Source organism: Marseilla massiliensis (assembly GCF_016899955.1).
GTDB lineage: Bacteria > Bacteroidota > Bacteroidia > Bacteroidales > Bacteroidaceae > Prevotella > Prevotella intestinigallinarum.
Genome location: NZ_JACJJL010000025.1, coordinates 30,050 through 56,241, shown reverse-complemented (window position 1 = coordinate 56,241; position 26,192 = coordinate 30,050). Strand labels below are relative to the sequence as shown.

18 protein-coding genes are annotated in these 26,192 nt (G+C 58.5%); 4 read left to right on the top strand and 14 right to left on the bottom strand.

Translation table 11 applies throughout. The annotated features are described in order from the left end of the window. Window positions 1-372: 372 nt before the first annotated feature. Complete coding sequence (locus H6B30_RS12900) at window positions 373-2,160, bottom strand: aminopeptidase P family protein (protein ID WP_205111255.1); 1,788 nt, start codon at window positions 2,158-2,160, stop codon at window positions 373-375. A gap of 155 nt (window positions 2,161-2,315) precedes the next feature. On the opposite strand from H6B30_RS12900, the gene H6B30_RS12895 reads away from it, so the two are divergent. Then, window positions 2,316-3,308, top strand: coding sequence for a malate dehydrogenase (locus tag H6B30_RS12895; protein WP_205111253.1), 993 nt, complete (start codon window positions 2,316-2,318; stop codon window positions 3,306-3,308). Between the two features lie 253 nt (window positions 3,309-3,561). Here H6B30_RS12895 and H6B30_RS12890 read toward each other — a convergent pair whose 3' ends face one another. Then, the gene (locus H6B30_RS12890; RefSeq protein ID WP_205111251.1) at window positions 3,562-4,125 is read right to left on the bottom strand and encodes a four helix bundle suffix domain-containing protein; all 564 of its coding nucleotides are present in this window, start codon (window positions 4,123-4,125) and stop codon (window positions 3,562-3,564) included. 295 nt (window positions 4,126-4,420) lie between these two features. Beyond that, a complete protein-coding gene (locus H6B30_RS12885) occupies window positions 4,421-4,792 on the bottom strand; it encodes a thioesterase family protein (RefSeq protein WP_205111249.1) in 372 nt (123 codons plus the stop codon). 126 nt (window positions 4,793-4,918) lie between these two features. Here H6B30_RS12885 and H6B30_RS12880 point away from each other — a divergent pair, with 126 nt between their 5' ends. After that, the gene (locus H6B30_RS12880) at window positions 4,919-5,437 is read left to right on the top strand and encodes a gamma carbonic anhydrase family protein (RefSeq protein ID WP_205111247.1); all 519 of its coding nucleotides are present in this window, start codon (window positions 4,919-4,921) and stop codon (window positions 5,435-5,437) included. 34 nt (window positions 5,438-5,471) lie between these two features. Here the strand turns inward: H6B30_RS12880 and H6B30_RS12875 are convergent, their stop codons facing one another. The 10 genes from H6B30_RS12875 to H6B30_RS12830 all read right to left on the bottom strand — a co-directional run bounded on the left by H6B30_RS12875 (window position 5,472) and on the right by H6B30_RS12830 (window position 20,764). Then, entirely contained in the window at window positions 5,472-6,953 is a 1,482-nt protein-coding gene (locus H6B30_RS12875; RefSeq protein ID WP_205111245.1) for a tetratricopeptide repeat protein, read from the bottom strand. A gap of 23 nt (window positions 6,954-6,976) precedes the next feature. Next, a complete protein-coding gene (locus H6B30_RS12870; protein ID WP_205111243.1) occupies window positions 6,977-9,106 on the bottom strand; it encodes a hypothetical protein in 2,130 nt (709 codons plus the stop codon). A 4-nt stretch (window positions 9,107-9,110) separates the two neighbouring features. Then, window positions 9,111-11,738, bottom strand: coding sequence for an OmpA family protein (locus tag H6B30_RS12865; protein WP_205111241.1), 2,628 nt, complete (start codon window positions 11,736-11,738; stop codon window positions 9,111-9,113). A 5-nt stretch (window positions 11,739-11,743) separates the two neighbouring features. Next, window positions 11,744-12,298 carry a DUF3575 domain-containing protein gene (locus H6B30_RS12860; RefSeq protein ID WP_239484022.1) on the bottom strand — a complete coding sequence of 185 codons (555 nt, stop codon included), beginning with the start codon at window positions 12,296-12,298 and terminating at the stop codon, window positions 11,744-11,746. Between the two features lie 82 nt (window positions 12,299-12,380). Then, window positions 12,381-13,532, bottom strand: a complete 1,152-nt coding sequence (locus H6B30_RS12855) for a fimbrillin family protein (RefSeq protein WP_205111239.1) — start codon at window positions 13,530-13,532, stop codon at window positions 12,381-12,383. A 72-nt stretch (window positions 13,533-13,604) separates the two neighbouring features. After that, the gene (locus tag H6B30_RS12850; protein ID WP_205111237.1) at window positions 13,605-14,858 is read right to left on the bottom strand and encodes a fimbrillin family protein; all 1,254 of its coding nucleotides are present in this window, start codon (window positions 14,856-14,858) and stop codon (window positions 13,605-13,607) included. A gap of 88 nt (window positions 14,859-14,946) precedes the next feature. Then, a complete protein-coding gene (locus H6B30_RS12845; protein ID WP_205111235.1) occupies window positions 14,947-16,341 on the bottom strand; it encodes a hypothetical protein in 1,395 nt (464 codons plus the stop codon). A gap of 95 nt (window positions 16,342-16,436) precedes the next feature. Continuing rightward, on the bottom strand, window positions 16,437-17,681 hold the full coding sequence (locus H6B30_RS12840) for a hypothetical protein (RefSeq protein WP_205111233.1): 1,245 nt from the start codon (window positions 17,679-17,681) through the stop codon (window positions 16,437-16,439). Next, window positions 17,632-18,723, bottom strand: a complete 1,092-nt coding sequence (locus H6B30_RS12835; protein ID WP_205111231.1) for a DUF3575 domain-containing protein — start codon at window positions 18,721-18,723, stop codon at window positions 17,632-17,634. The genes H6B30_RS12840 and H6B30_RS12835 overlap by 50 nt, the downstream gene beginning before the upstream one ends. Window positions 18,724-19,423: 700 nt before the next feature. Next, window positions 19,424-20,764 (bottom strand): TIGR00341 family protein, encoded by a 1,341-nt coding sequence (locus H6B30_RS12830; RefSeq protein WP_205111257.1) that lies wholly within the window; start codon window positions 20,762-20,764, stop codon window positions 19,424-19,426. A 764-nt stretch (window positions 20,765-21,528) separates the two neighbouring features. On the opposite strand from H6B30_RS12830, the gene priA reads away from it, so the two are divergent. Together priA and H6B30_RS12820 are read left to right on the top strand one after the other, a co-directional pair. Further along, window positions 21,529-23,802 carry a replication restart helicase PriA gene (gene priA, locus H6B30_RS12825; RefSeq protein ID WP_205111229.1) on the top strand — a complete coding sequence of 758 codons (2,274 nt, stop codon included), beginning with the start codon at window positions 21,529-21,531 and terminating at the stop codon, window positions 23,800-23,802. 155 nt (window positions 23,803-23,957) lie between these two features. After that, window positions 23,958-24,266: a hypothetical protein gene (locus H6B30_RS12820; protein WP_205111227.1), complete on the top strand. Its 309-nt coding sequence runs from the start codon at window positions 23,958-23,960 to the stop codon at window positions 24,264-24,266. A gap of 103 nt (window positions 24,267-24,369) precedes the next feature. On the opposite strand, the gene H6B30_RS12815 is transcribed toward H6B30_RS12820, so the two are convergent. After that, window positions 24,370-25,911, bottom strand: a complete 1,542-nt coding sequence (locus tag H6B30_RS12815; RefSeq protein WP_205111225.1) for an OmpP1/FadL family transporter — start codon at window positions 25,909-25,911, stop codon at window positions 24,370-24,372. Between the last annotated feature and the right edge of the window lie 281 nt (window positions 25,912-26,192).

The following is a 26,192-nucleotide window of genomic DNA, read 5'->3' as shown; positions in this document are numbered from 1 at the left end:
AGATGTGTATAAGAGACAGGGCTAAGGCTGCCGGGGTGAGAGCCGTGGGGGAAACCTTGGCATGCGCGCCACAGCTGCGGCATGTGGCTGCCACGGCGGCACTGCAAGCCGCGGCGGCCATGGCCCACGGCTGCGAATTTAAATTACACTTTATAAAAAAGGCCATATTGTCGGCCGAAACGGGCCGTGCTGCAACCCAAGACGGGCCGTTCCACAACGTGAAACCGGCCGTATTGCACAGCAAAAGCCGCCCTGCCCGGATGGCACACTGCAAACCAGGCAGTTGGCCAACGGGCGGGACGGCTTTCGGAAGGTGAAAAACATTTTACAGCCACGGGCGCGGCCACGGCCGGGCCGCCCCGCAGCTGTGGGTCAGAGCGGAGCGCACGCACGGGCCAGCCAGCTGCACTCGTCGGCGGTAAGCAACGGCGAGAGGCGCTCGTAGACCGTGGCGTGGTAGCCGTCGAGCCATTCGCGCTCGCCGGCGGTGAGCATTTCGACCACTATGGGCTCGCGGTCGATGGGGCACAGCGTCAGCGGCTCGAAGGCCAGGAAGCGGCCGCACTCGGTCTCGGCATGGGGAACGATGAGCAGTGTGTTCTCAGTGCGCACGCCGAAACGCCCTGCGAGGTATATTCCGGGCTCGTCGGTCACGGTCATGCCCGCACGCAACGGGGCCGGCTTCCACTCCATGCGTATCTGGTGGGGGCCCTCGTGCACGTTGAGGTACGAGCCCACCCCGTGGCCCGTGCCATGCAGGTAGTTGAGGCCCTCGCGCCATAGCGGCTCGCGGGCTATGGCGTCTATCTGCGTGCCCGAGGCCCCGTCGGGGAAGACGGCGCGCTCGAGGGCTATGTGGGCCTTGAGCACAAGGGTGTAGACTCGGCGCTGCTCGTCGGTGAGCGGGCCGAGGGCGATGGTACGGGTGATGTCGGTGGTGCCGTCGAGATACTGAGCGCCGCTGTCTACGAGCAGCAGCCCTTCGGGGCGCAAGGGGGCATCGGTGGCCGGTGTGGGCTCGTAGTGCACTATGGCACCGTGGTCGGCGTATGCCGAAATGGTGTCGAACGACGGCCCGCGGTACAGCTGCTGCCCGGCGCGCAAGGCCTCAAGGCGGGCCGCGGCGCTCATCTCGGTCTGGCCGCCGGCCTCGACAGCCGGGCGCAGCCAGCGCAGGAAGCGAACCATGGCCACGCCGTCGCGAAGCATGGCACGGCGGAAGCCCTCGATCTCGGCGCCGGTCTTCACGGCCTTCATGGCTGCCACGGGCGACGGCAGCCCTACCACCTCGACCCCGCGCACGGCGTTGAACAGCGTGTGGCAAGTGGCGGCGGGGTCCATGAGCAGGCTGTACTCGCCGTAGGCTCGCAAGGCCCGGGCCACGTCGGCATACGGGGCCACGCCCACACCGACAGAGGCAAGGTAGGCGGAAACCTCGGGCGAGAGTTTGGCCTGGTCGACGAAGAGCGTCGTGCGGTCGCCCTCCATCAGCAGGTAAGCCACGAAGACGGGGTTGCAGTGAACGTCGGTGCCGCGCAGGTTGAGCGTCCATGCAATGTCGTCGAGCGACGACATAAGCATGCCGCAGGCGTGGTCGGCGCGCAGGGCCGCGCGCAGCCTCGACAGCTTAGACACGGCCGTCTCGCCGGCCAGGCTCTCGGGGTAGATTTCAACGACACCGCGGGGCAACGGCGGGCGCGAAGTCCACACCGGCGCCAGGGCGTCGAAGTTGGTGCGCAGGGTGATGCCGCCCCGGCTGCGGAGCTCGGCGGCAAGGGCATCGACCATAGCGGCAGGCGCAGCCATGCCGTCGATGCCGGCCGCCGTGCCACCGCTCACGGCAAGCTTACGGGCTATCCACTCGGCAACGCCGGGAGTGCCGTCGACACGCTCGCGCATGAGCACATAGCCGGTGCCGCGAAGGGCCTCCTCGGCAGCTATGAAGTAACGCGAGTCGGTCCACAGGGCGGCAGCGTCCAATGTCACCACCGCCGTACCGGCCGAACCGCCAAAGCCACTCACCCACTCGCGGCACTTCCAGTGGTCGGGCACGTACTCGCCGCAATGAGGGTCGGTGCTGGGAAAGATGAAGGCGTCGAGCCGCTCGCGCCTCATCACCTCCCGCAACTCAGTCAATCTGTTTTCAATGTTATCATCCATCGCGTGAAATTGTAAATTAGACTTTACAAAGGTATTACTTTTCAGAATTAATAACAAATTAAAGCCCATATAAACACACAGCATACACTTTTTTTTCTTAACTTTGCGCTGAATTTGAGTGACCAGGAACGTTTAATCATTATATAATAAAGATTATGGCATTTTTAACTAACGAAAAACTGACAATCGTAGGCGCAGCCGGCATGATCGGCTCAAACATGGTTCAGACAGCCCTCACCATGGGCCTGACAAGTGACATCTGTCTTTACGATGTGTTCTCACCGGAAGGCGTTGCCGAGGAAATGCGCCAGAGCGGGTTCGGCGATGTGAAGATCACAGCCACCACCGACCCCGAGGAAGCATTCACCAATGCCAAGTACATCATATCATCCGGCGGAGCTCCACGCAAGGCCGGCATGACCCGCGAAGACCTCTTGAAAGGCAACTGCGAGATAGCCGAGGGTCTTGGCAAGAACATCAAGCAGTATTGCCCCGACGTTAAGCACGTGGTCATCATCTTCAACCCGGCCGACCTCACCGGACTCGTTACACTGCTGTACTCCGGCCTGAAACCATCGCAGGTGACAACGCTGGCCGCCCTCGACTCAACACGCTTGCAGAGCGCCCTGGCAAAGAAGTTCAACGTGATGCAGAGCGAGGTTAAGGGATGCGCCACCTACGGAGGCCACGGCGAGCAGATGGCTGTGTTCGGTTCACACGTGACCATCGACGGCCGCAAGCTGACCGACATCATCGGCACCGACGAGTTCCCCAAGGCTGAGTGGGAGCAGATGAAGAAAGACGTTACACAAGGCGGTGCCAAGATTATCGAGCTCCGCGGACGCTCTTCATTCCAGAGCCCTGCCTACCTGTCGGTAGAGATGATACGTGCCGTCATGGGCGGCGAGCCGTTCAAGTACCCTGTTGGCACATACGTAAGCAACGACAAGTACAACCACATCATGATGGCCATGGCCACCACGCTCGACACCACCGGTGCACACTATGAGGTTCCGCAGGGCACTGCCGAGGAGAACGCCAAGCTTGACGCAAGCTACGAGCACCTCTGCAAGATGCGCGACGAGCTGGTTACACTGAACATCGTTCCGGCCATCTCGGAGTGGAGCAAGGTTAACCCCAACCTGTAATCAACATCCAGCAAGATAAAACAACTAAAAAATGGCGCAGGCATCACATTGCCCGCGCCATTTTTTTTTGCCAACCGGCGCCCCCAATACGCCGCCCAAGTGCTCTAAGCCTCCTAAGCTTCCTAGGCTTCCTAGGCTTCCTAGGCTTCCTAAGCCTCCTAAGCTTCCTAAGCCTCCTAAGCCTCCTAAGCTTCCTAAAAATCCTAAGCTTCCTAAGCCCCCCATCCTCCCTAGTCTTCCTAAAATCCCCTCTTCACTTCCTCCCTTTTCGGCTCTGCAGCCTCACACGCGTCATCTCCTCCCTTATGCCACCCCGCTCAACGAAGTCGCATTTCAGCCTCTCTACCAAACCGCGCAGCAACACATCAGCCTGATAAATCAGCGTAATAGCAATGTTAGCGATGGCAGTATCGGTGCGCACAGCAATAGCCTTGCGATAAAAAGCGGAGTCATTGTGAGCCATGCAAGCCCTACGGCATTGCTCATATTTATCCGAGCCAGGCAACCATAAGTCAAGGTTGCGAACCCGCAGATAGTCCTTGTAGTCAAGTAGCAACTCCTGCAGACTGGCACGGGCCACATTCACAAGCTTAATGGCAGTCTCGCACGACGTCGCGCCGGCCTCAACGCCCTCAGCAATATTCTGCTTACCGCTGCGTGCAGCCTGCACCATCTGGTCGACAGTACGATCACCCCGGCCAAGAAAGCGATGTACAAAATAGTAAGTGACATCATATATACACTCACTCTTCTGATACGCCTTCAACCGGTCATAGTTTTGTGTCAGCGGAATAAAGTCACGCTTCGGGTCAATCATAGGCTTGTCATTTATCGGTAGGTATTTGAGTAATATCCGCGCACAGCAGACATCGAGATGCGCAAAGCGCCTTATAGCACAGAGGAAACATCCGGCCATATCAAGGAGCAAGCAACCCAACGCCCACTCAGCCGCCCCTCTCTCGCTCACAGGAGCCAAGGTAACGGGTGCCCCGCGCTTACAAACTACAAACAGCAGTCCTAAGCTTCCTAGGATTCCTAAGTCTCCTAAGAGCCCTAAGCCTCCTAAGCTCCCTAAAAGCCCCAGGCTTCCCAGGCCTCCTAAGCCTCCTACTCTACAGCTTCGCCATAAACCGCTCGCGGTCAACAATAAAGCGCAGGTGAGTTCCCTCGCCAATCACCTTGTCGCCCTGAAGAGCTATGACATTAAAGTAAAGCTTGCGGCCGTCTATCTTCTCGAGAGTGGCGCGAGCCCTCACCTCAGCCCCGACAGGCGACGGCGCAAGGTGTGAAGACGAAATCTGCCCGCCAACAGTAGTGCTACCCTCGGGCAACTCTGCTGCCACGGCAAGCATGGCAGCATTTTCCATCAATGCAAGCATGGCTGGTGTGGCTAATACCGGCATGTCGCCCGAACCAAGGGCGATGGCAGTGTTGGCGTCGCTGACGACCACACTGCTTGTGTGTGAAAGTCCTGTCTCTAACATAAGATAATATTCTAAGCAAACCCAAAATTAATAAATATCCCGAAAAGCGCAAAACAAAACGACACGCTTTTGAGGAAAATAAACTAATTTTGCAATATCAAACAAATAAACAACAACGCAAAAGAAATGGCACTGATAAAACCAATCAACGGACTGACACCCCATTGGGGTAAAGACTGCTACTTCAGCGAAAACGCCACCATCGTGGGCGAGGTGACCATGGGCGACGAGTGCTCCATCTGGTTTAACGCCGTGGTGCGTGGCGACGTGGCCCCCATAACCATCGGCCACCGCACCAACGTGCAAGACGGAGCCTGCATCCATGTGACCAACACCACAGGCCCAACTGTGATAGGCAACGATGTGACCATCGGCCACAACGCCACGGTGCATGCCTGCACCATCAACGACGGGGCCCTCATAGGCATGGGAGCCACACTGCTCGACGGATGCGAGGTGGGCCGCGGAGCCGTCGTGGCAGCCGGCGCCCTGGTTCTTCAGGGCACAAAGATAGGCGACCACGAACTGTGGGGCGGCGTACCGGCCAAGTTCATCAAGATGGCGCGCGAAGGACAGGCGGAAAGCTTCGCCCAACACTACGTGGAATACTCAAGGTGGTACCGCCCGGTGACGCCACAGCCCTGACAGGCTTGCGGCGCACACCAACAAGCACCGCCCATCACTTCAAGCCAAGCACTGTCCTGGCTGCATTGTTGTCGGGGTCTATCTCGAGAACCATCTCCCAGTAGACGCGGCCGCGGGCGCGCTGCTTGGCCACAAAGGTGTAGTAATAACCAAGGTAATGGCAGGCTGCCTTCATGCGCTCGTCGGCAAGGCTCGTGCGATCGGGCATAGCCTCGACAACGGCAATGAGACGTTGCGCATAAGGCACGCCAAGCCCCTTGGCCGACTCAGGGTCCTGGCCGTTGGCCAATGTAAGCTGGCGGTATAGGGCATAGTCGGCATTCGCAGGGAAACGCTCCGACATGACCGTCAGCACCGAGTCGGCACGGCGCCATGCCTCAGCGCGCCCCTCACCAGAAAGAGTGTCACCCTTCTCTATGTATATCTCAGCCAGCAGGTTAAGGTCGTAAGCAGAAAGCAGACTGTCTTTCTGGCGCTTGTCTATATAAGCCAAGCACGCAACCTCGGCCTTGTCGTAATCGCCAAGCTCCCTGTAGGCCTTCACAATCTCCTGCATGGCCGTGACCTTGTCTTTCTCTGTGGCATCGTCAAACGAAGCCACCTTGCCAAACATGTCTACAGCGTCGGCGTAACGCTGCTTGCCAAGGTAAGCATAACCGTAGTACAGATAGTCTTTCGACTGAATGTCGGCGGTGTCGGCATCATGAAACAGGAGACCGGCAAACTCCAGGGCCTCATCATATTTCTTCAAGTCGGTATAGTTCCAGAATGCCAGACGGTCAAGGGCCGCATTGCCCGGAAACCGGCCATGGCCATAAAGGGCCACGCCAAGGCTGCTGTCGAAATTGCCCAACAGGTAATGGTAGATGGCATAACTCACAAGGTCGTCGACATCCATGCTGTCCCTGTCGGCCTTGTCGTAAAAGCCGATGGCACGCCTCACGTCAGACCTCCGCTCGTAGGCCCGGGCAACAGCCAGCTCCACAGGGTAAGCGGGCAGGCAGTCGCGAATGGACGACATGGTCGAAACAGCCGCAGAAGAATCGGCATCGAGTGCCACGTCGAGGTAAGACAGGTAGCCGTCGGGCACAAACTTGTCGGCTGCGATGGCACGCCTGTACCAGTCGAGGGCTGCATCGCGGTTGCCCATGGTCAGCTGTATGTCGCCGCCGTGGATATATGCCGGCACATAAGAACGGTCGTTGGCTATGGCCAGGTTGATGTATTTATATGCGTTGGCACTGTCGCGCGTTACAAACGTGTAATACATCTGACCCTCAGGGCGCGAAAACGAATAATAAGCCTTCGCAATGCCGGTGATGACTTCGCTGTTGTTGTCAAACTTCTTGTATATCTTCTCTACGTACGGGTCAAGCACATTCTTGTAATGAGAGTATTTGCGCACCACGCTGTCTAAGGCTGCCATGGCGGCCTCGGGGTCGCTCTGGGCCGACAAAGGCAACGAAGCCGCAAACACGACTGCAGCCAATGATAATCTGAAGAACTTAATAATCATAACGCTTTGGAACAAACACGGAACTAAAAATCATACTGCAAACCGAGGTTTAACGTCTCGAGATGCTTTGTGCCAAGGAAGTTGATGCCGGGCAAGTCAAACTTGCGCCACACATAAAGGGTCGGAGAAAGATAGACACTCCAATTGGGCGTGACATGGGCAGTGAGGCGCACGCCTACGTTGGCGCCAAACACAGTCTTGTTGTCAACAGGCTTTGCCAGCGCAGTGCTGTGGCCCTCGGACAACGACTCTGACTGATGCAGCGAAGCCGACTCTCCCCAAAGCATAAACAGCGAGGGGCCGGCATATGCCACGGCACTGAATACGCGCCCGGGCATGTAGCCTCCCATAAGCTCGGTGAAATCGAGCGAATAGTCCAGCGACACTATGCCCATGCCATAGCGACGGCGCCATACGCCCGAACGCCACGTGCGACTGGAGTTGCCGGCGGCATCGGCAGGCGCATAATCGTAGAACCCTGTCTTGTGCAGTGTGGGCACCGACTCATAGTCAAACGATGCACGCACAGCCGACAAGCGGTCGATGCGGAACTCACCCCATAGCTGGGCGTTGAACCCCATGCCGGCGCCGTCGAGCGCCGAGCGCGTATATCTGAGGCTTGTCCCCATGCCGGCACCGACACTGAAGCGGCTGTCGAGCACCCCGCTGACACGGCGCGACTTAGGCAATCGGTTGGCCGTGGTCACGGTAAGGCCCATGTTAAGCGAGAACCCTGTGTCGGTACATCTCATGCTGCGCTCTGCGTCTGAATAAGGAATGTCGTACACATACCATGCACCACGCGGTTCCACAAAGAACTGAAGGCCGGGCGACAACTGTGCCCAGGCATGGGCGCCCAACGCCCACGAGCCGTAAAAACGGTTAAGGCGCTCGGATGGCTCGTAACGCAATACACGGCCAAGTTCTCCGCCGAACAGCACATAAAAGCCGAAACGGGAATCCCATGAGAACCGCTTGGAAAACCCAAGGGGATTGACAAGGGCATCGAGGCGGGCGCCACCGTAGAACTTGTGGTACAGTTCGTCGTACGAAGCGGTGCCACTCATCACCTCCGACTTTGACGACCGGGCCGAACGCAATGAAGCCGTAAGCCGTAGACCGAGCACCGGCGACAACCACTTGCCGACAGACACCGACGTCTCGTGACCCACAGAGACGCCTTCGTCACCCGACGCGTCCATGAAATGTGGCCCGGCCGACAGTTCCATGAACCACGGCTTTCGCCACGACGAAGGAGTAGAGTCGGGCTGCAGGGCACCGTCGCCGTGCAGCTCACGCGCCAGCTTGCGACGCAGTGACTCGGGTATGGTATTGCCAAGATAATAGACATAGCTTATGCCGGCGCCGTAGAAAAAGTCGTACTTACGCCAGTTGAGCGTCTCGCTGACATCCATCTGGTCGGTGCCAATGCCTACGTAAGGCTCGAATGTGATGAATGCCTGGGGCCCTGTGTAAAACTTAAACTGTATGCCGAAGTGACCTTCCAAAGACTTGCGCCAGCCCGGCTTGTAGCGCTGGCGTGACAACTGTGCGCCAAGGCCGATGACGGACGACACGTCGAGCGGGCGCGTCGGGGCATAGCCGTCAAAATAAGAAGACAAGCTGAAAAGGTAATCAAAGCGTCCGCCTCCCTTTGCCAACATGAGGTTGTTGCCCTGCTGGTAGCCTAAGTCGCCGTGTAGCATCAATCTCAATGTGTTCAGGCGGTCCAACCGCTTGCCCACTCCGAAATGCACCGACGCCAATGCGCCGAACCCATAGTCGTCGGTTGGCGGCACCATCTTCTCGACACCGATGCCTCCCTCAAGGAACACACGGCTGTACCATGGTGAGCTGAGCTCTGACCCACGGTCAAGGTAACGGCGTTCCATGACATAGTCGAGGGCATTGAAGCCTGTCCCCTTGCCACCGCGCCTCGATGCCACGGTGTCGGCGGCGGCGCCACTGCCGGCCACCGGCCCCGAAGCTTCGGAACCGACAGAGTCGGCCACGGTGCAGGGCAGCTTCCTTACGGCCGCAACGCCACAGCCATGGGCCGGCAAAAGCCCCGACACCGAGCCGGCCAACGCCATTGGGACAAAGCACGACCCAAATAGCATCACCACAGATACAGGAATATACATTAACTTCATCTTACTATTTTGTCTCCTCTGTTTGTTTGTCTTGAACGGCTGGCGCTTCAGCATCGCTGCCGGAAGAAGGCGCGCTGCCGAAGCCGGCTCCATTGCCGGCCGCCTTGCTGCGCGACGCTGCGTAAAGCATGTCGAACTTACGGCGGTAGGCGTCGGCCTTGTCGTCATCGTATGGATATTTCTCACGAATGTCGTCGCTAACGTTTCCCTCGTTGGCATAAAGGCTCTTGTACTTAGGCTCCAGGTCGAAGCTGTGCTGGAAATAAGCCAGGAAGAACGGCGTACGGTCGGTGCCGGCAGCCTCTTGCAACTTGGCATGCCTCTCAAGAGCCTCCGTGTATTTTACCGCTGCAGCGGGGTCGGTGTTCTGAAGTTTCATGAACTCTACGTCGGAAAGTTCCCTGAATCCGTCGTCGGCTATTCCCACGGGAGGCTCCTTGCCGGCCTCTTCGCTCCAAAGCAATCCCTTCAGATACCACTTCTTTGCATTCGAATCGTCCATCTTGTCGACCAAGGCCTCTGCCTCCTGTCGGGTCTTGTTAAGCTGAGAATGGAGCTCCGAAAAGATGATGGCCCTGTTGTCTGCGCTCGACTGCATGACATAAGCATAAGCCTCATTGCACATCTTTTCCTCCTCGGGGGTGCACTGCCCCTGTATATACTTGATGAAATAGCGCTCAAAGTGGATAAACTTTTCGAGCTTCGACGTTATTGAATCCTTGGGAGCCCAGTCTACAAGATACTGCGCAGTGTCGAGTTTCTGCTCCTGGAAATATATTATAGCCTGGTTGATGAGCATCTCGCGCAAGTTCTTGCGCACAGCCACGCCACCCTCATATTTGCTTGCTGGCACACGCCTGTCGGTGTAATCTATGAACGGGGCCAGTATTCTCGGGTCGGGCACGCCTCGCCTCATGCTGAGCAAAGCCATCCTGTTGGCCACGTACGGTGCGAAACGCAGCTTGTCGTATCCGGGCTGGGCGGTGATCTGGCGGTAAGCCATCTCCGTTATTGTGTCGAGTTCGGCCTTGTCCTTGACCGTAGCAAAGAGATTGTAATAATCTCCGTCAGAGAACCGTTTCTTCCCTGCGATGTAGTCGGGCTTGAAACTGTAATAAGCCTCGACAGCCTCGTCGGGAGTCATCACATGGTCGCGCTCGTATGAATAAGAGCACTTCATCATGCGCTGGCCCGCCAAGACGGGTTGAATGACAGAGGCGTAGAACGGCAAGTTGCGCAAAGCAAAGTTTACCCTGCGGCTGTCGGTCGTTGCGACAACGTTGCGAACCATCGACACAATGGCCGTGTCCGTGCCGTTGCCCTCGAGTTCGGCAACAACATCCTGCCACGTATACACCTTCACCGTCGGCGCCGGCAACTGCACGTCGGCGCCCGGGCCGAGGCCGCTCTTTATTATTGACAATGCACGGGCTGCACGCTTGCCTGCCAGCGCCTTGTTGCTCTCATAGATGCCATCGGGCGAGGCAGACCCCTCGACACGCACACGGAACAGCTTGTCGCCATACGACTTGAGCTCGTCGATGAGCTTGCGGAACTCAACGTCATTCAGCGAATCGGTAGTGAGCCTGTCGGTGCCAACCTCGAAAGTAAGCATAAGGTTGCGTGGCACTGTGGTAAACTGCGACTCGGCCTCAACCTTGAAGTCAGTTATGTCGAGTGGCGCCGAAGCCACAGACAGGTCGAGGAACTTGAACGGGCGGAAAGCCAGGCACGACCCCGTGCCCTCGCCACCATTATTATAATACTCACGATGGAAATCCTCGAGCACGCAGTAATAAGCCCCTTTGTAGGTCTTGTCCTTGTCGGGCTTCTTGAACGTCACAGTGGTGTCCATCGAAAAAGGCTCGCCATCGGCCAGCACCACGGCATCCTTGTAAGCAAAGGCCAGCGGGTCTTTGCCATAATAGTCAAAGCGCATGCGCCTGTCTTGCATCTTGTGGTATTCGCCGCCCTCATACACCATGGGCTCCAAGTAAGCTATGGTGTCTTCCGTCTGGCAGTCAATGGCCATGGGCTGTATGATGAGGCGCGAGTTGTCTTTGGTCCATCCTTCAGGCAACACTACGTTGACGCTAAACTGTGTCTCATAGCCGGTGTCCATGCTCGGCACCTTCTTGAATGTGGGCTTTATTATCCTACGGCGCCCGTCGACAATGATGTCGCGCAAGGCGCGCCGCATGCGCACCACGATGTCGTACCGCGTCTTGCCCTCAACAATCTCAAACACCTCGGCCTCTTCCTCGTCGCAGAACACCACGACGGCCTGGCCTGCCATGACCGAGAGGTCGAACGAGCCATTGGGGCGCGAGTCTTTCCACGAGGCCCCGCTGGCAACGATGGCATTGTCTATCTCTGCGCCCGTGGCACCGATGGCGTTTACGGCAGCCACGGCCTCCACAAGGCTGTTCTTCACCTTTATAGCCCGCTTCAACGACTTGAACGTGGCATACCTTACCTGCGAGTATGTCTTGCCGTTGTTGGTCAACTTGGCCACTTGGCACGACACATGCATGGGTGCATCCTGTGCGGCCGCATTGCCGACGCCAACGCACGACAGCACCATGGCGACAACGACAGCGTAGAATCTAAATACCTTTATCCCAAAAACCATGAAACTCATTTTAATATGTACACCACAGACACACCTATGCGCGTTGGCAGCAGGCAATAGCCGCTGGCGTTGGCCTGTGCCGTCCCGCCGTAGCTGTAGTCCTGGTCATAGTTGTCCGACTCAAAATACTCCTTCTGCCTGTAAGCCACCAATCCCACACCGGCGTGCAAATCGATGTTCACCCTGCTCGATAGTGGTATGACATAGCCAAACGTCAGGCCCAGGCCTACGGCATAACCGTCATACACCTTGCCCTTCCACGTGATGTCGTACTGGGTGCCCAATGCCCCGACGCCCACAAAATGGCGGTGCATGGGGCGCCCTGAGAAATAGTAACGCCACTCGGGCTGTATGCCGACAATCTTCATAGTCTTGCCCCAGGGGTTGTGGTTGCCAAAGAGGTTGAGACTGATGGAAGAGCGCTCGCACACCACCAGCTCGGCCCCTACGGACGGGGTCTGCAATGCATCCATCAACACATCTGTGCTCACTGCCACCATCTGCGCACGCGACGTGGTGCAGGCAAAAGCCATCAAGGCGGCAAAGACAAGTTTATTCATTTTTCTTTTTCAGTTATCTGTTTGTTATTTCCCGCCAGAGGGAACGCCGGCGGCCGGCATGATTTGCTCAGGCCTGGGGTAGTCACTGCCCCTGGGCCTCTACGATATCCATTATGCCGGCGCAGCGCCGGGCTTGCCTCGCGGCAGACAAGGTGTCGAGGCCCATGCCGACAACCAGTTTCACATTGTACGACTTGCCGGCCTCAAAGGCCCTGCCGCCGGGCAGCCCAACTTCTTGCGGGGCCCCATGGTACACGTTGCCCAGCCTGTCTCTCAGCGTCACGGCCACCTGGTAGCGGTGCTGTCCGGCCCCTGCCGGGGGCACCGGAAGCATGATGCCCTGTCCAACGGCCATCTCGACAGGCTTGCCGTCGGCCACCTGCATGAAGTAATCGCCATGCTCAAGCGGCCTGTCGCCTGTGTCGAGCAGCAAGAAGTCTTCCATCGCCGCTTTGTCGGCCCAGTCAAAAGACACCTTGCCATCTTCATTGCCGTCGGCCATGTCGGCCACCGTCAGCCGTGCCTCGGCCGGCACCCCTATCACCTTGACACTGTCTATAGCCATGTCGCAAACGGCATCAAACTGCCCGTCGGCGTCTGCCACGGGCTGGGCCGTAAACGTCAGGCGCATCAGCTTGTGCTCAAAATGCACCGATGGCACATTGCCCTCGTTGCCTGGCCGCCTGAAATAAATGGCGCTGAAAGCCTCCGGGTCGCTGCCCACGGCCTTGCCGTATATCAAGTCTTCCTTGCCCGTAAGCCTGATGACTGCCACACGAGTGGAGTCGGTTGCCTCTACGTTGCTGGTGCGAGGATGGTATGCATAGAACGAATAGCTGTAAACGCCATCGTTCGGATAGAAATATGGGCCGTCGGCAAATGCCATGTCCGTATGCGTGGCGTCGGGCGAGCGCCTGGCGTTGGCGGCCACGTTATCCAGCAGCACCGTGCTGCCACCCCACCCGCCGTCGGTGGCCCATGCCAAGCCGCCGTCGGCCGACACACCGGGCAAGACGCCGCTGGCCAAGGCAAACACTCCGATGCTGTCGGTCTCAAACAAGCCGTCGGCACCCGACTCTATGCTTGCGCGCGTCAGGCCCGCAGCGGCAAGGCTGACCGCCACGTCGCCCGGGTTGTGGCTGGTGCCGCCGCCTGCGGCCATGCCCTCATCGTTGCTGCACGATGAAAGCATGGCCACCACGGTCAGCGCCAAAGAGTAAAAACGTATGTTCATTTCAGTTGCAATGTTGTTTGTTGTAAGTGGGCCTGCAGGATAGCCGGTGGGGCACAGGCCCGGCCATCACCGTCACTCGCCCTGTGCGGCAAGAGACGCAGCACCGTCTATCGGGTCGAGGTAGATGTCTTCGCCCTCGGTCCATGGCGTCAGCGTTGCGTTGACGTTGACCTTCTCAAGGCCATACACCACAATCTTCACGTTATATGAGTTGCCGGCAAGGAAACCTGCTGCCGACGACGATGAAGACAGGCTTATCACATCCTTCACTATGAGTTCCTTGTCTTCCATCACAGGGCGGTCGCTGCCGTCTACCCCTGTCTGCACACGCTGCCTCAACGTGATCTTCACTTCATACGACCTGTCGGGAGCCACCAGCATGGCGTCGCCGGCCTGCACTTCGTTGCCGCTGTTGGATATCGAGTTCCACGTTGGCATCACCACATCCATCGGCTCGAGGTCTACATTGTCGGAAGCTCCCTCGGGGCGCTGCATGAGCACCAGCGTATCGACCTCGCTGTCAAACTGCAACGAACCAGCCGATGTCCTGTCGCCGCCGGCCTTTGCTATGGTCAGGCTTCCTGCCGACTTCGACAGCACTTCGATCTTTGTCACCCTCACGCATGTCTCCTGGCCGGCGGCCTCGCCTGCCTTGACGCACGATGCCTCGTTGCCGCCAATGATCTGGAAGTTGAGGCGTGTCAGCAAGTGACGGAACAGCAGGTTGGGGTTGACCCCGCGGTGTGCCGAATAAGAAGAGTAATACCTGTCGGGATACGACGACAGCAATGCCAGCTCCTCGTCGGAGGGCACGGCCACTGCACTCATGATGTCTTGCGTGCCGTCTATCTTCACCCCGATGACAATGCTGTCGGGGTTTGCCGGGTCGCTGCCCACGGCTGTGGGCACGGCCGGCGTACCTGTTGCATCGTCTATGCGGTAGGCGACGAAGTCAAACGAACCCGACGTAGGGTAATACTTCACCGACTGGTCGAAGGCAGTGGCAACGCCCGACTCGCCGGAGCCCGGCGCCCTGAAGTCGTAGTTTTCGTAAATGGCGGTATGCCCGTCAGACTCGGTGGCGGGCACCACCGTTCCCTTGTTGAACATATACAGCCTGAAGCTCTGCCCGGCCCAGTCGTTGTCGCCCTCGACGCCGCCGACCGTTCCCGTGCCGCGCGTGGCCACGGAACCGTGTGACGACACGCCAATCTTTATAGGCTCAAGGCCTGCCGAGTCGAGCGAACCTGATGTTTCAACATCATCTTGAGAGCAGCTGCACAACACTCCAGCAAAGGCGGCTGCAAATAAAATCGTTTTCTTCATAACGAGACTGTTTTAATAATTAAATAATATATTTATCATTACGAGTTGTCAATGGCTGGTCACCGTCAGACGGCAAAGCCCCGGCCGGTCATTCGAGCAGCACACCGTCGTCTTCCATCGGGTCGAGCACGATGTCTCCGCCATACTCCCATCCCTCGATGTTGGCCGACACCTTGATTTCCTGGAGCCCGTATACCACTATCTTCACAGAGTATACATAGCCCGGCCTGAAGATGTAAGCCCCCGTTTCGGGGTCTTTGAAGTAAGACGTCTCCTGGGCCTTGAGCAGGTAGCGCGATTTCAGGTCGCGCTGTTCGGTCTTGCCTCCGCCAACGTCGACAGTCTGAGTGTAATACAATGTCAGGGCATACTCCGAGTCGGGGGCAAGCATCAGGCTCTCTCCTATCTTCAGCCCGGGGCGCTCGTCCCACGGCAACGATGCCATGCTGCCGTCGTAGCTCACCACATATCCGTCTGAACTGAGCGGCGGGCACGGCGACACTCCGTCGGGCGACGCCTCCCTGAGTTCGAGCTCGCGCCTGTCGCTGTCAAACTCTATGCCTGTCTCGTCGGTGTTACGGGCTGCCACGGTAAGCCTGCCGCGATAGCGGCTCTCAACGCTGATGCCCTTGATGACCACGTTGTCGGCCGACTCGTCGCCGGGATAAGCCAGAAACTGCATGCGCGTTAGCCTGTGCTTCATGGCCATGACTGGGTAGACCCCGCGGTGGGCGGCAAACGTGCAGTAGTTGCCAATGTCCAGAATCTGCTCCTGGTCTGACTTTGTGATGGTAAGCTTTCCGTCTCTTATCTTCTCGTCAAGCACGTCTCTTGTCAGTTTTGGGGCCATTCCGCTCATGATGTCCTGCGAGCCGTCAATCTCCAGGTCATAGTATATCCTGTCGGCTTCGCGGTGTGTGTTTGCGGCCGTGGGCTCAAAGTCGTCGATGTGGTATACGAAGAAGTCGTAGCCAACGTCTTGGAACGCCGAGCTGAAATATAGCTTCTGCGTTGTTTGAGGCTCCAGCGTGCCGTTACGGTCGGCGGTCAGCTTGGTTGGCATACCGAAGTTGTAGTCTGCCCCGTCGAGCAAGCAGTCGGCAGCGGTGAGCCTGTCCTGGTCTGACGCCGTTCCGCCCGAAGACGTCTCGCGGTAGTCGGTATTGTGCACAATGTTGCCGTCGGCATCCTCGGCGGCTCGGAAAGCGTAGACGTAAAACAACGAGTTGGCCAGCTTCCCGGCATGTTCGTCGTCGAACACCCCGGTGCCCCTGGTGGCAATGATTGAGAAATAGTCTTGCTCGTTGACAAACATCATCAGCGGCACCCGGTCGTACACCTCGTCATTGCCTATAGTGCTGCCGTCGTTGTGTATAAGCGTCGGGTATGAGTCGGTGCAGGCTGCAAGCACCATCAGCGAGGCAGCCGCCGACATTACGCCCTTGAGCAAGGCGGTTGTCTTCGTTTTATGTAAAACATTCATCGTCATAATATTTCTTCGTTTTGTGGGTGGCGCGTCACCCGTTTTCACATTTTTGCATATTGACAAGGGCCCAAGGCCCGGCTACCGCGGCCATATCAGATGTCGACCACGATGTCTGAGCACGATATCCAGCTGTCTATGCCCCAGTCGTTGTCGGGGTTTTCTATTATGGTTTCGCCGTCTATTATCAGGTTGGCCTTGATGTTGAGCACCCCGTGTGAGGCTGTTCGCCTGACAAACGACATGTCGTCGGTATAGTCTATCAGCCGCGCGTCGCGCAGGGTGTTGTACAGGTTAATCTTGCCTTGCAGTTTCTTCACGAGTGTTTCGGCAGGGTCTGCGGGGTTGGTTGTGTGCACATATATTATTACCTGCATGATGCCCGGCCCCGTAGTCACGTCTGCCGACCTGCCCGGCACCAGCCCCGGCACGTTGATGTTGCCATGGCACCTCACGCTGCTTGCCGAATAGGTGTCGTCAATGTGGGCTCCCGATGCGTCGACGCAGTCCATGCGGAACATCATCTTGTATGTCTTTGATATGTCGAGGTCGCCGGTGACGAGCCTTATCCTGTAGGGCAGGCCCGAAATCTCGCCCATCACCGAGTCGACGATGAACGGCGCCGCCCCTTCTTTCTTCTGTATGTTGAAGTACAGGTCGATGTTCTGGGTCTTGGGCACCGGCCTGAAGTGGCACGACAGGTGGCGCCCCACGGATACCGGCGCCGCCACGGTGTCAAGCAGCACGGAGCGCATGTTGGGCTGTATGTAGCCTGAATACGGGTTGTAGTCTTGCCAGTCGGGCAGCGTCTCGCGCAAGCCCGGCTCCTCCTTGTCGTACGAACGGTATTCCACGTATATCTCGTCCATGCCCATGTCCGTGTCGCCGCGGGCTATGAACCGGTAGAGGTCGTCGTACTTCAGCTCTGTGGTGTCAAGGTTGAAGGTCATGAACCGGTAGTCGCCCACCGGCAGGTCAAACGACGACAGGGCCGCCGCTGCCGTGCTGTCGCCGGCCGCCACCGTGTAGGCAGAGGCTTCTGTCCCGCCAAGCAGAAACTTGCCATCGCCCGTGGCCGAGCTGACCACCATGGCGCTGAGCCTGCGGTTGACTATCCTGTTGGCTATGACAAACATCGAGTCGGTGGCATCCTCGTCGGCATCAAACGCATACGAGAAGCTCACGCCGCCCGAATGCGGGTGGCTGCCCATGCGGCACAACTCCACATCTGTGGTGCACGACATTGCCGTCAGCACCATCCAAGATACAAGCGCCACTGCGCGCACACCGTCAGCGAGCCTCATCCTTGTCCTCCTTTCTTTCATTTGCTCTCTTGTCATTGTCTTTGCCTGCAGATGCCTTCTTCTCTTTTTTCCGCTCGGCCTTCTCCTTGGCGCGCTGCTTGCGCACGGCCTCCTTCTGCGCTTTCTGCCTGGCTTCTGCCTCGCGGCGCACCGAGTCGGCGTGGATTCTGTTCACGCGCGCGGCGGCGTTGTACACCTTCCAGAACTCCGCGTCTATCACCTTGCCCACGCTGTCGGCATAATGCTGGTTTATCTTGGCCGTCTCGCGGGCGGTGTTGATGCTGTCCTGCAAGGCTGCAAACGTGTAGTCGCAATCGTAACGCCAGCGGTATTTGTGGGTCGACGGGTAGTCGCCCAGGCGGTAGACCAGGCCTACACGCAGGTCTCTCACAACCGGGAAGGGCACTATCTTCCAGTCGCCGGTCGACACCAACGGGTAGCAATCGCTCTCGCGGTCATGCCGGTAGGTGTCGTAGCGCGCATAGCACACGCCCACGCTAAGGCCGAGCTCCATATCGAGGCTGCTGCCGTTTGCAAAAACGTAGAGCGGGCGCACGGCACCAAGGCTTAGGCCGGCCGAAAGAGCCGTGCCCTGCTTGCCTTCCGAACCGAACTTGACGGAAAAATCTGAGTATGATGCGTAGAGACCGCGATAGTATGTCACCGTGGGATGCTTTACCCTGTCGCGGCGGCAAGAGAAGAGCTTGTCTACAAAACCGGTGTGACGCTTCACGCCGCGCCCGTCTATCTGGCGAATGCGCCAGTAATTGCGCAGTTCGACATTGACTTCGGCCAGGTTGAACACTATGCCGGGCTTGAACGTATGCGAGCCCCCGACATTGCCGCTGACGTCCACGCCCAAAGCCCACCGGCTCCAGTTCTTGTTGCCAAGGTCGAACTCTATGCCGACGCCCGGCATAAGCAAAACCCAGTCTAAGGCATTGAACCTCAACGAGAGCCTGTCCTTGAATGCCAAGGTGTCCGTCTGGGGACTCTTGTCTACGACTTGTGCCCGAATGGGTATCCCTGCCAACAAGGCAAGGGAACACACTATCACCTTCAAATTTATCAGTTTCACTTTCCCACGCATATTGGCCTGCACAACAATCAGGCTCTATCGCGAATGTAAACAACCACTTGCGACAGGCCGACCTTAAAAAGCACAGACTTTGCTATTAAACATATAGAGTGGTGCAAAGGTAGATATATTATTTAGCACAACTTTGCACCGCCGTGTTAACGTATATAAAATTCCAATATTTTACGACGAGTTCCGTTTACCATATTTTAGAGTTGACACGCCATACCTTAATATATATAAAATGAAAAAGGATTAAACCGGCGTGTCAAAACTGTTAAACGTAAATGAATATCGGCAATTTGCCCATGCCCGCAGACAGGGCAACCGCAAGCAGCGGCAACACCGCCGATTTCGCGCTGTTGCCATACCGCGCCTCAAAACGGCCCGTATCGGGCTGCCATACGGCCTGTTTCAGGGCGCGAAACGGCCTGTTTCAGAGTAACGGGCAATGGCGCTTGCAACTCGCTGTAGGCCAGCCTGTTCACGGCGAAGCCTCTTGCCGTTGCCTTAGGTTGGCCTGCCATGCGCCGCATGGCGCGTGGGCTGCCGGCCTACATTCGCACAAAAGCACATCAGTCCAGGCATCATGCCACCATAGCCCATTAGGCGGCATGATGAAACGTAGGTGACAACAAACATTGCCGGCATGGCTTTGGAAAAGGGCCGGAGGCTCTACCGGCCCGCCGTGGCGCCGACGTCAGCGCCCGCCGCTGGTGGTGACGAGCAGCAGCGTGTCTACACCTATGCGCGCCTTGAGCCACCCGCCCATGCGGCTGCGCTCCTGCGGGCTGAGCGTGGCGCGGCCTTTCAGCTCGACCACGGCCACGGGCAGGCGGCGCACGGCCGCAGTGTCGACGGCGGCCTGCGACGACAGCGAGAGGCTAACCGCCCCCACCGCGGGGAAGAGCTGCCCCATCTCGCGGGCCACTTCGGGCGCCACGGCGTCATAGCGCACGTAGGCGTTGAGCCGGTCTTGCAGGTCGGCCACCTTGGCGGCCTCTTCACGGAGCATGGCCGAATAGTTTTCCGATGTTGTGCGCATGGTGGTAAGGCGGTCGTTGAGCATCATCACCGAGTCCGACTCAGTGCCCTGTATCACCCGCAGGGCATACTTGCCCATCTTGTAGTCGCCCAAGCGGCGGCCTGCCGCGGCTATGGCGCTGTCGGTGAGCTCGCGGCCCACGGCCACCACGCGCAGGGCCAGGCTGTCGTCGTCGACGTCGTACGACACGATTCGTGTGCCGGCGTTGTCGAGCTGCTCGCTGACAAACCGCCGCGCGTTGGCCTTGAGCACGGTGTCGCGCACTATGTCGTAGGTCATGATGGCCGCCGGAATCATCGTCACCACCACTATCATGGCCATGTAACGGCGCAACTCCGACTGCCGGCGCCCTCCGTCGGACGGCCGTTGGCCAAACCGCAGCATCCTCACGCCTACGTAGGTGGCCAGCGCTATGAACACGGTATTGATGAAAAACAGGTAGAACGCACCGAGGAAGTAAAGCACATTGCCCGTGGCCAGGCCGAAGCCCGCGGTGCAAAGCGGGGGCATCAGGGCCGTGGCTATGGCCACGCCGGGCAGCACGTTGCCCTTGCCTTTGGTGGCCAAGGCCACTATTCCGGCTGCGCCGCCGAAGAGGGCAATGAGCACATCGTAGAGCGTGGGAGCGGTGCGGGCCAGCAATTCCGACTGAGCCTCGTCGAGGGGAGTGAGCAGGAAGTAGACCATGGCCGTGATGACGCTTATCACCGTGGCCACGATATAGTTCTTTACCGAACGCTTGAGCAGCTCGAAGTCGTTGATGCCCACGGCGAGGCCCATGCCGATGATGGGGCCCATGAGCGGAGATATGAGCATGGCGCCTATGATGACTGCCGTGGAATTGACGTTGAGACCGAGCGAGGCTATGAATATGGCGAACACAAGCACCCACAGGGTGGCACCGCGAAACGACACGCCGGCACTGATGGCGCGCACCGTCTCGGCCTCATCCTCCTTGTCGGGCATGGCATTGAAATATCTGCGCAACGTGGCCATGGCGGCCTGCAAGAAGCGCTTGGCCAGCACGGCCAACTGTTGTTCTTCTCTTCTTCTGTCCATCTCTTTATTGCATTTTGTGGTTATGGGCAGCGCGAACCGCTCGCGCCACATTCGGCAAATATACACAATTATCTGCAAAGCGATGCCCCATCTATGTTATTTATTGGCAACGGGCATCGACTTACGGCTCAAACAGACGGCTCACAAGGCCGGCACCGCCACGACAAGGAGCCGCCCCCTGCCGATGGAATGGGCAGAAAACGCTCGTTTTATTGTCTTTTCGGCGGTTCTGCCACCATAGGCACCTGTGACGGCATGGCCTTCGACGGGGCGCAACGGCCTGCCAACGCCACCGGCGACAACAACCCGCAGGGGGCAGAATGCACGCAAAAAACGCGCAAGACGTGCTGTTTTTGCCCATTCCATCGGCAGCAAGGGCTCTGTAGGGCCGGCGCGCCACGGGGCCTCTACACCGCCACGGGCCGGGCCTGGGTGCATCGGGAAATGGTGGCCCGCGCGTTTCGGTACTGCCACCCGGCCACGGCCAACGGCCAACATGGGCCTTGCATTCATGCCAACCCGGCGCTCCTACAGGCCGGCACATACGTACATGCCGAGAAGCAACGGGGACGTCACGGCCGGAAATAACACTAAAAACGGTGGCGGAACAGGCTATACTGACCACATCTGTACGGTTTCTTAATGGTTATTAAGCATCGGCAGACATCGGCTTATGGGATTTTTGAGTACCTTTGCAGCACATGACATACGCCGACATCATACTGCCCGTGCCGCTCGACGGCCTGTTCACCTATTCTGTGCCTGCACCCATGGAGGGACAGGTGCGCTTCGGCGTGCGCGTACTGGTGCCGTTCGGGCCCAAAATCACCCATGTGGGCGTGGTGGCCAGAGTGCACGGCAAGGCACCCGAGGGCATAGCCGTGCGCGACATCCTGCGCGTGCTCGACACCGAACCCGTGGTCACCGCCACGCAGTACAGGCTGTGGCAATGGATGGCCGACTACTACATGGCGCCCATAGGCGACGTGCTCAAGGCCGCGCTGCCGGCAGGGCTCAAGGCCGAAGAGGGCTACAAGCCGCGCACGGAGCTTTACGTAAGGCTGCGCCCCGAGTTTGGCAGCGCCCGTGGACTGCACGTGGCGCTCGACATGATTGGCCGGGCCGACAGGCAGCGGGCGGCATTCGAGACATACCTCTCGCTGTCGGGATGGGCCGCGGCGGCCGACAGCGGCAATGGCGGGACGGTGGCGGAAGTGACGCGCGACGAGCTTCTAAACGCCAGCCACACCACCACGGCCATCGTCAACGCCCTGGTGAAGCGAGGGCTGCTCGAGACCTACACCCGCGAGGTGGGCCGGCTGAACACCGGGGGCGAGCCCGACTTCACCCGAATGAAGCAGCTGGGCGAGGCGCAGCAGCGGGCTTACAACGAGATAATGTTTTCTTTCCTCAAGAAAAACGTGGTGTTGCTCCACGGGGTGACGTCGAGCGGAAAGACCGAGATATACATTCACCTCATCAAGCAGGCCATCGAGAGCCACAAACAGGTGCTCTACCTGCTGCCCGAGATTGCACTGACGGTGCAGATAACCGAGCGGCTGCGCCGCGTGTTCGGCGGGAAACTGGGCATATACCACTCGCGATACTCTGACAACGAGCGCGTGGAGATATGGCGAAAGCAGCTCTCGGCAGCCCCATACGACGTGATTCTGGGGGCGCGCTCGGCGGTGCTGCTGCCGTTTGCGCGCCTCGGGCTGGTCATTGTCGACGAGGAACACGAGCAGTCGTTCAAGCAACAAGACCCCGCACCGCGCTACCATGCCCGCAGCACGGCCATCATGCTGGCGCAGATGACGGGTGCCAAGACGCTGCTCGGCACCGCCACGCCGAGCCTGGAGAGCTACCACAGCGCGCAGACGGGAAAGTATGGGCTGGTGAGGCTGGCGCAACGCTACAAGGGAATAGAGCTGCCCGAGATACGCATTGTCGACGTAAAGGACCTGCGCCGGCGCAAGATGATGAAAGGCCCGCTGTCGCCTATGCTGATGGCCAAGGTGCGCGAGGCCGTCGAGGGGGGCCGACAGGCAATACTCTTCCAAAACCGACGTGGCTTCGCTCCCATGGTTGAGTGCCGCCAGTGCGGGTGGGTGCCGCGATGCGAGCGGTGCGACGTGAGCCTGACGCTGCACCGGCGCACAAACAAGATGACGTGCCACTACTGCGGGGCCGCCTACGACGTGCCGCAGGTGTGCCCGGCCTGCGGCAGCAGGGAGCTGCACACAAGGGGGGCGGGCACCGAGAAGATTGAAGACCGCGTGTGCGATGCCTTCCCCGAGGCGCGGGTGGCGCGCATGGACCTCGACACGACGCGCACCAACGGGGCCTACGAGCGCATCATCGACGACTTTGCCGAGGGGCGCACCGACATACTGATTGGAACGCAGATGATTGGCAAGGGGCTCGACTTCGACCGTGTGAGCGTGGTGGGCATACTCGATGCCGACTCTATGATGAACTATCCCGACTTCAGGGCCTACGAACAGGCTTTCATGATGATGGCGCAGGTGAGCGGCAGGGCGGGCCGCAAGGGTGGGCGCGGACTGGTGATTCTGCAGACGAAAAGCCCCGACGCGCCGCTGCTCGACTATGTGGTGCGCAACGACTACGGCGCGCTCTACCGCGAAATGATTGCCGAACGGCAGGCTTTCCGCTACCCGCCGTACACCCACCTTACATATATATATATGAAGCACCGCGACGAAACAGTGGTAGACCATGCCGCCAACGAGATGGGCTCTATGCTGCGCCGCTGGTTCGGCGACCGCGTGCTGGGCCCCGACAGGCCCGCCGTGGCACGGGTGAAGACGCTCTGCATACGAAAGATTGTGCTGAAACTGGAACTGGGCATCGACATGGCCAAGGTGAGGCAGTATCTGCGCGCGGCGCAAAAGGCTATGGCCGACGACCCGCGCTTCCGCTCTGTGCAGACATACTTCGACGTAGACCCGATGTAATCGCAGCCTGCTTCAAACCTAAATCACGACCCGGCAACGGGCATGCAGGCCTCCGCCAGGGGGCCCCAACACCGCACCGGCCCAATGCCGGTGCCCAGGGCAGGATGCCATTTGGCAAAACCCTATGTGCAAAAAACAAAATACATTGAATCATTATGCAACAACCACCCGCCCCATTGCACCGCAAACACAGTCTGCCAAAGTGGATCATAGCCGTCAATGTAGTGATGATGCTGCCCATATTGGCGGCACCGCTTGTGTTCTACGCCTCTATTTTCATATTCGACAACCCGCACAACATGACACTTGCGATGCTGGTATTTTTTGCCATCAACTCCTACTCGCTTGTGCTTGCGGGCTGCGCAGCACTAAGCATACGGCTGTACAGGCGCACGGGCAAGGCCGTCTTGGCATTGCTCCCGCACGTGCTTTCCACGGTGGTAATTGTTCTTTTGTTTGCCTGAACAAAGAAAACGAGGCTGCAAAGGCAGCCCCACATTACAGCTACGGCTTGCCTGCAACCCGCCACCGCAGGCTGCAGGCAAGCCAGACACACTGGCTTATGGCTCAGAACTTCAGGTCGACGCCCAGGCCGATGACGCGGTTTGAGCGCGTAAACGAGTTGGTGGTGACTGCCGGGGCCGTGCCCGACGTCATGTCGTAGTCGTCGTAGAGGGTCTGGAAATAGGCCGCATTGACCTTCACGTTTTTCGCAACAGTCACACCGACTCCCAGTCCGAACGAGTATGAATCTACGTTGTAGCTTATGTCGTTCATGCCCGTATCGTTGAAACCGTACTTTGTGCGCTGCCCGCCGGCGCTCACTTGGATGCGGTCGGTGATGTCGTATTCGGCGCCGAACAGATACTCGTTGGTGTCGCCGAGCATCTCCTTGGTATACTGCTCGGTGTCTACGTCGAAATAATGGTGCCAACCGGCCATGACGCGAAGCTGCGGGATAATCTCCCACTGCGCACCGACGGCGAGCAGGGCAGGCGAGTCTTCGGGCACGCGGCGGCCGTCGGCAAACTTGTCGAGCATGGCTATGCCCTCGGCACTGAGGCTGTTGGCCGACTTGTTCTTGAGCCTCATGCGCGTCTTAAACTCATATTTGGCAGCCAGGTTCACCTTGCCCCACTTGTAGTCGACGCCAATGATGGGTGCCACGCCCCACCCCGTCTGGTCGCAGTTGAGCTCGATGTCTTGCGTGGCGGCACTGAGAAGGGCCGTCGTGGCGGCAGCCTGGCGCACCCCGGGCAGGGCCTGCTCGGCAATGGCGGCAAGCGTCGGGTCGTCGCCCTGGGCCATGGCTTCGAGCCGGCCGACGTGCTGGTTGAGCATGGCGCTCTCGCTTGCGAAATGGCGCGATGCGCCCACCATCTCCGAAGAGCCGTTGTATGTGTGCTCCACCTGTATGTTCCTGACATAGCCGTAGTAGTTTGACGTGCCGTAAAGCATGCGCAATCCGCCGTAGACGGAGAGGCGGTCGGTCACCTTGTAGGCCGCGCCGAGCGTGAAACCATAGTAATACTGGCGGCCGCGCATGTATGAGTCGTAGCCATAACTGCTGCCCATGCCGTGGCCGGCAAGGTCGCCCATGCCCGGAATGCGGCTCAACTGGTCGTACATGCCGGTGATGGCCGAGGCGTATGACGTTACTCCCGAAACCACTTGTTCAAACGATCCGAGGCCGCCGTCAAACTCACATTTGCCGCCGCCACCGGTGATGGCAAAGCCAAACTGCAGGCTCCAGCGCCCCTTGTTGTAGGCAGCCTGGAGCGAGGGAACTACCGGGGCGTCGGCCTCTCCCTTGAATTCGTGAACGCTGTTGCCCGGGTTTTTCACGTTGTTTACAAACAGAGGGTAGCCCGTAAGTATGGTTCTCGTCTGGTGAACGTTCTGGAGGTTGATAGACAGATGGAATCCCTCGTCGAGGAATGCCACCCCGGCCGGGTTGCTGTAAACGCCGTCGATGCCGATGGCGGCATCGCGGGCGGGGTTGCGCAAGAACACAACGTTCTGGTTGGTGTTGGTGAGCAGCCCTCCGGCAAGGGAGTTGCCGGCCACGGCCACCGCCGCGGCAAGAAATGCTAATCGCTGTTTTACCATTATAAATAAAAATTAAAGAACAGGCTGCAAAGTTAAAAACACCATTCAAAAAACGCTGAGTAGCAGGTTAATTATTAATATTTATTAACCACAAAACACATTTTCCTTGCACAAACTCTGCCATTTGTGCAAAGAAAAATGCAGCATTCCGCCTCTTTTAACCAACACCACTTGAAAACTGTTCGCATTTTACCAACTGCCGGCATGAGCCATACCATCGGGGCGGAACAGCCTGCTTGCAGTGTAACGCCATTGGCATGGCGACACCACAAACTGCCGGG

Coding starts and splice junctions, on each gene's coding strand:
- H6B30_RS12820 (WP_205111227.1), top strand. CDS start 23,958: ATGCAACAACCACCCGCCCCATTGCACCGCAAACACAGTCTGCCAAAG.
- H6B30_RS12875 (WP_205111245.1), bottom strand. CDS start 6,953: ATGATTATTAAGTTCTTCAGATTATCATTGGCTGCAGTCGTGTTTGCG.
- H6B30_RS12850 (WP_205111237.1), bottom strand. CDS start 14,858: ATGAAGAAAACGATTTTATTTGCAGCCGCCTTTGCTGGAGTGTTGTGC.
- H6B30_RS12830 (WP_205111257.1), bottom strand. CDS start 20,764: ATGGCCACGTTGCGCAGATATTTCAATGCCATGCCCGACAAGGAGGAT.
- priA (WP_205111229.1), top strand. CDS start 21,529: ATGACATACGCCGACATCATACTGCCCGTGCCGCTCGACGGCCTGTTC.
- H6B30_RS12895 (WP_205111253.1), top strand. CDS start 2,316: ATGGCATTTTTAACTAACGAAAAACTGACAATCGTAGGCGCAGCCGGC.
- H6B30_RS12815 (WP_205111225.1), bottom strand. CDS start 25,911: ATGGTAAAACAGCGATTAGCATTTCTTGCCGCGGCGGTGGCCGTGGCC.
- H6B30_RS12900 (WP_205111255.1), bottom strand. CDS start 2,160: ATGGATGATAACATTGAAAACAGATTGACTGAGTTGCGGGAGGTGATG.
- H6B30_RS12880 (WP_205111247.1), top strand. CDS start 4,919: ATGGCACTGATAAAACCAATCAACGGACTGACACCCCATTGGGGTAAA.
- H6B30_RS12870 (WP_205111243.1), bottom strand. CDS start 9,106: ATGAAGTTAATGTATATTCCTGTATCTGTGGTGATGCTATTTGGGTCG.
- H6B30_RS12885 (WP_205111249.1), bottom strand. CDS start 4,792: ATGTTAGAGACAGGACTTTCACACACAAGCAGTGTGGTCGTCAGCGAC.
- H6B30_RS12855 (WP_205111239.1), bottom strand. CDS start 13,532: ATGAACATACGTTTTTACTCTTTGGCGCTGACCGTGGTGGCCATGCTT.
- H6B30_RS12845 (WP_205111235.1), bottom strand. CDS start 16,341: ATGAATGTTTTACATAAAACGAAGACAACCGCCTTGCTCAAGGGCGTA.
- H6B30_RS12840 (WP_205111233.1), bottom strand. CDS start 17,681: ATGACAAGAGAGCAAATGAAAGAAAGGAGGACAAGGATGAGGCTCGCT.
- H6B30_RS12865 (WP_205111241.1), bottom strand. CDS start 11,738: ATGGTTTTTGGGATAAAGGTATTTAGATTCTACGCTGTCGTTGTCGCC.
- H6B30_RS12860 (WP_239484022.1), bottom strand. CDS start 12,298: ATGAATAAACTTGTCTTTGCCGCCTTGATGGCTTTTGCCTGCACCACG.
- H6B30_RS12890 (WP_205111251.1), bottom strand. CDS start 4,125: ATGATTGACCCGAAGCGTGACTTTATTCCGCTGACACAAAACTATGAC.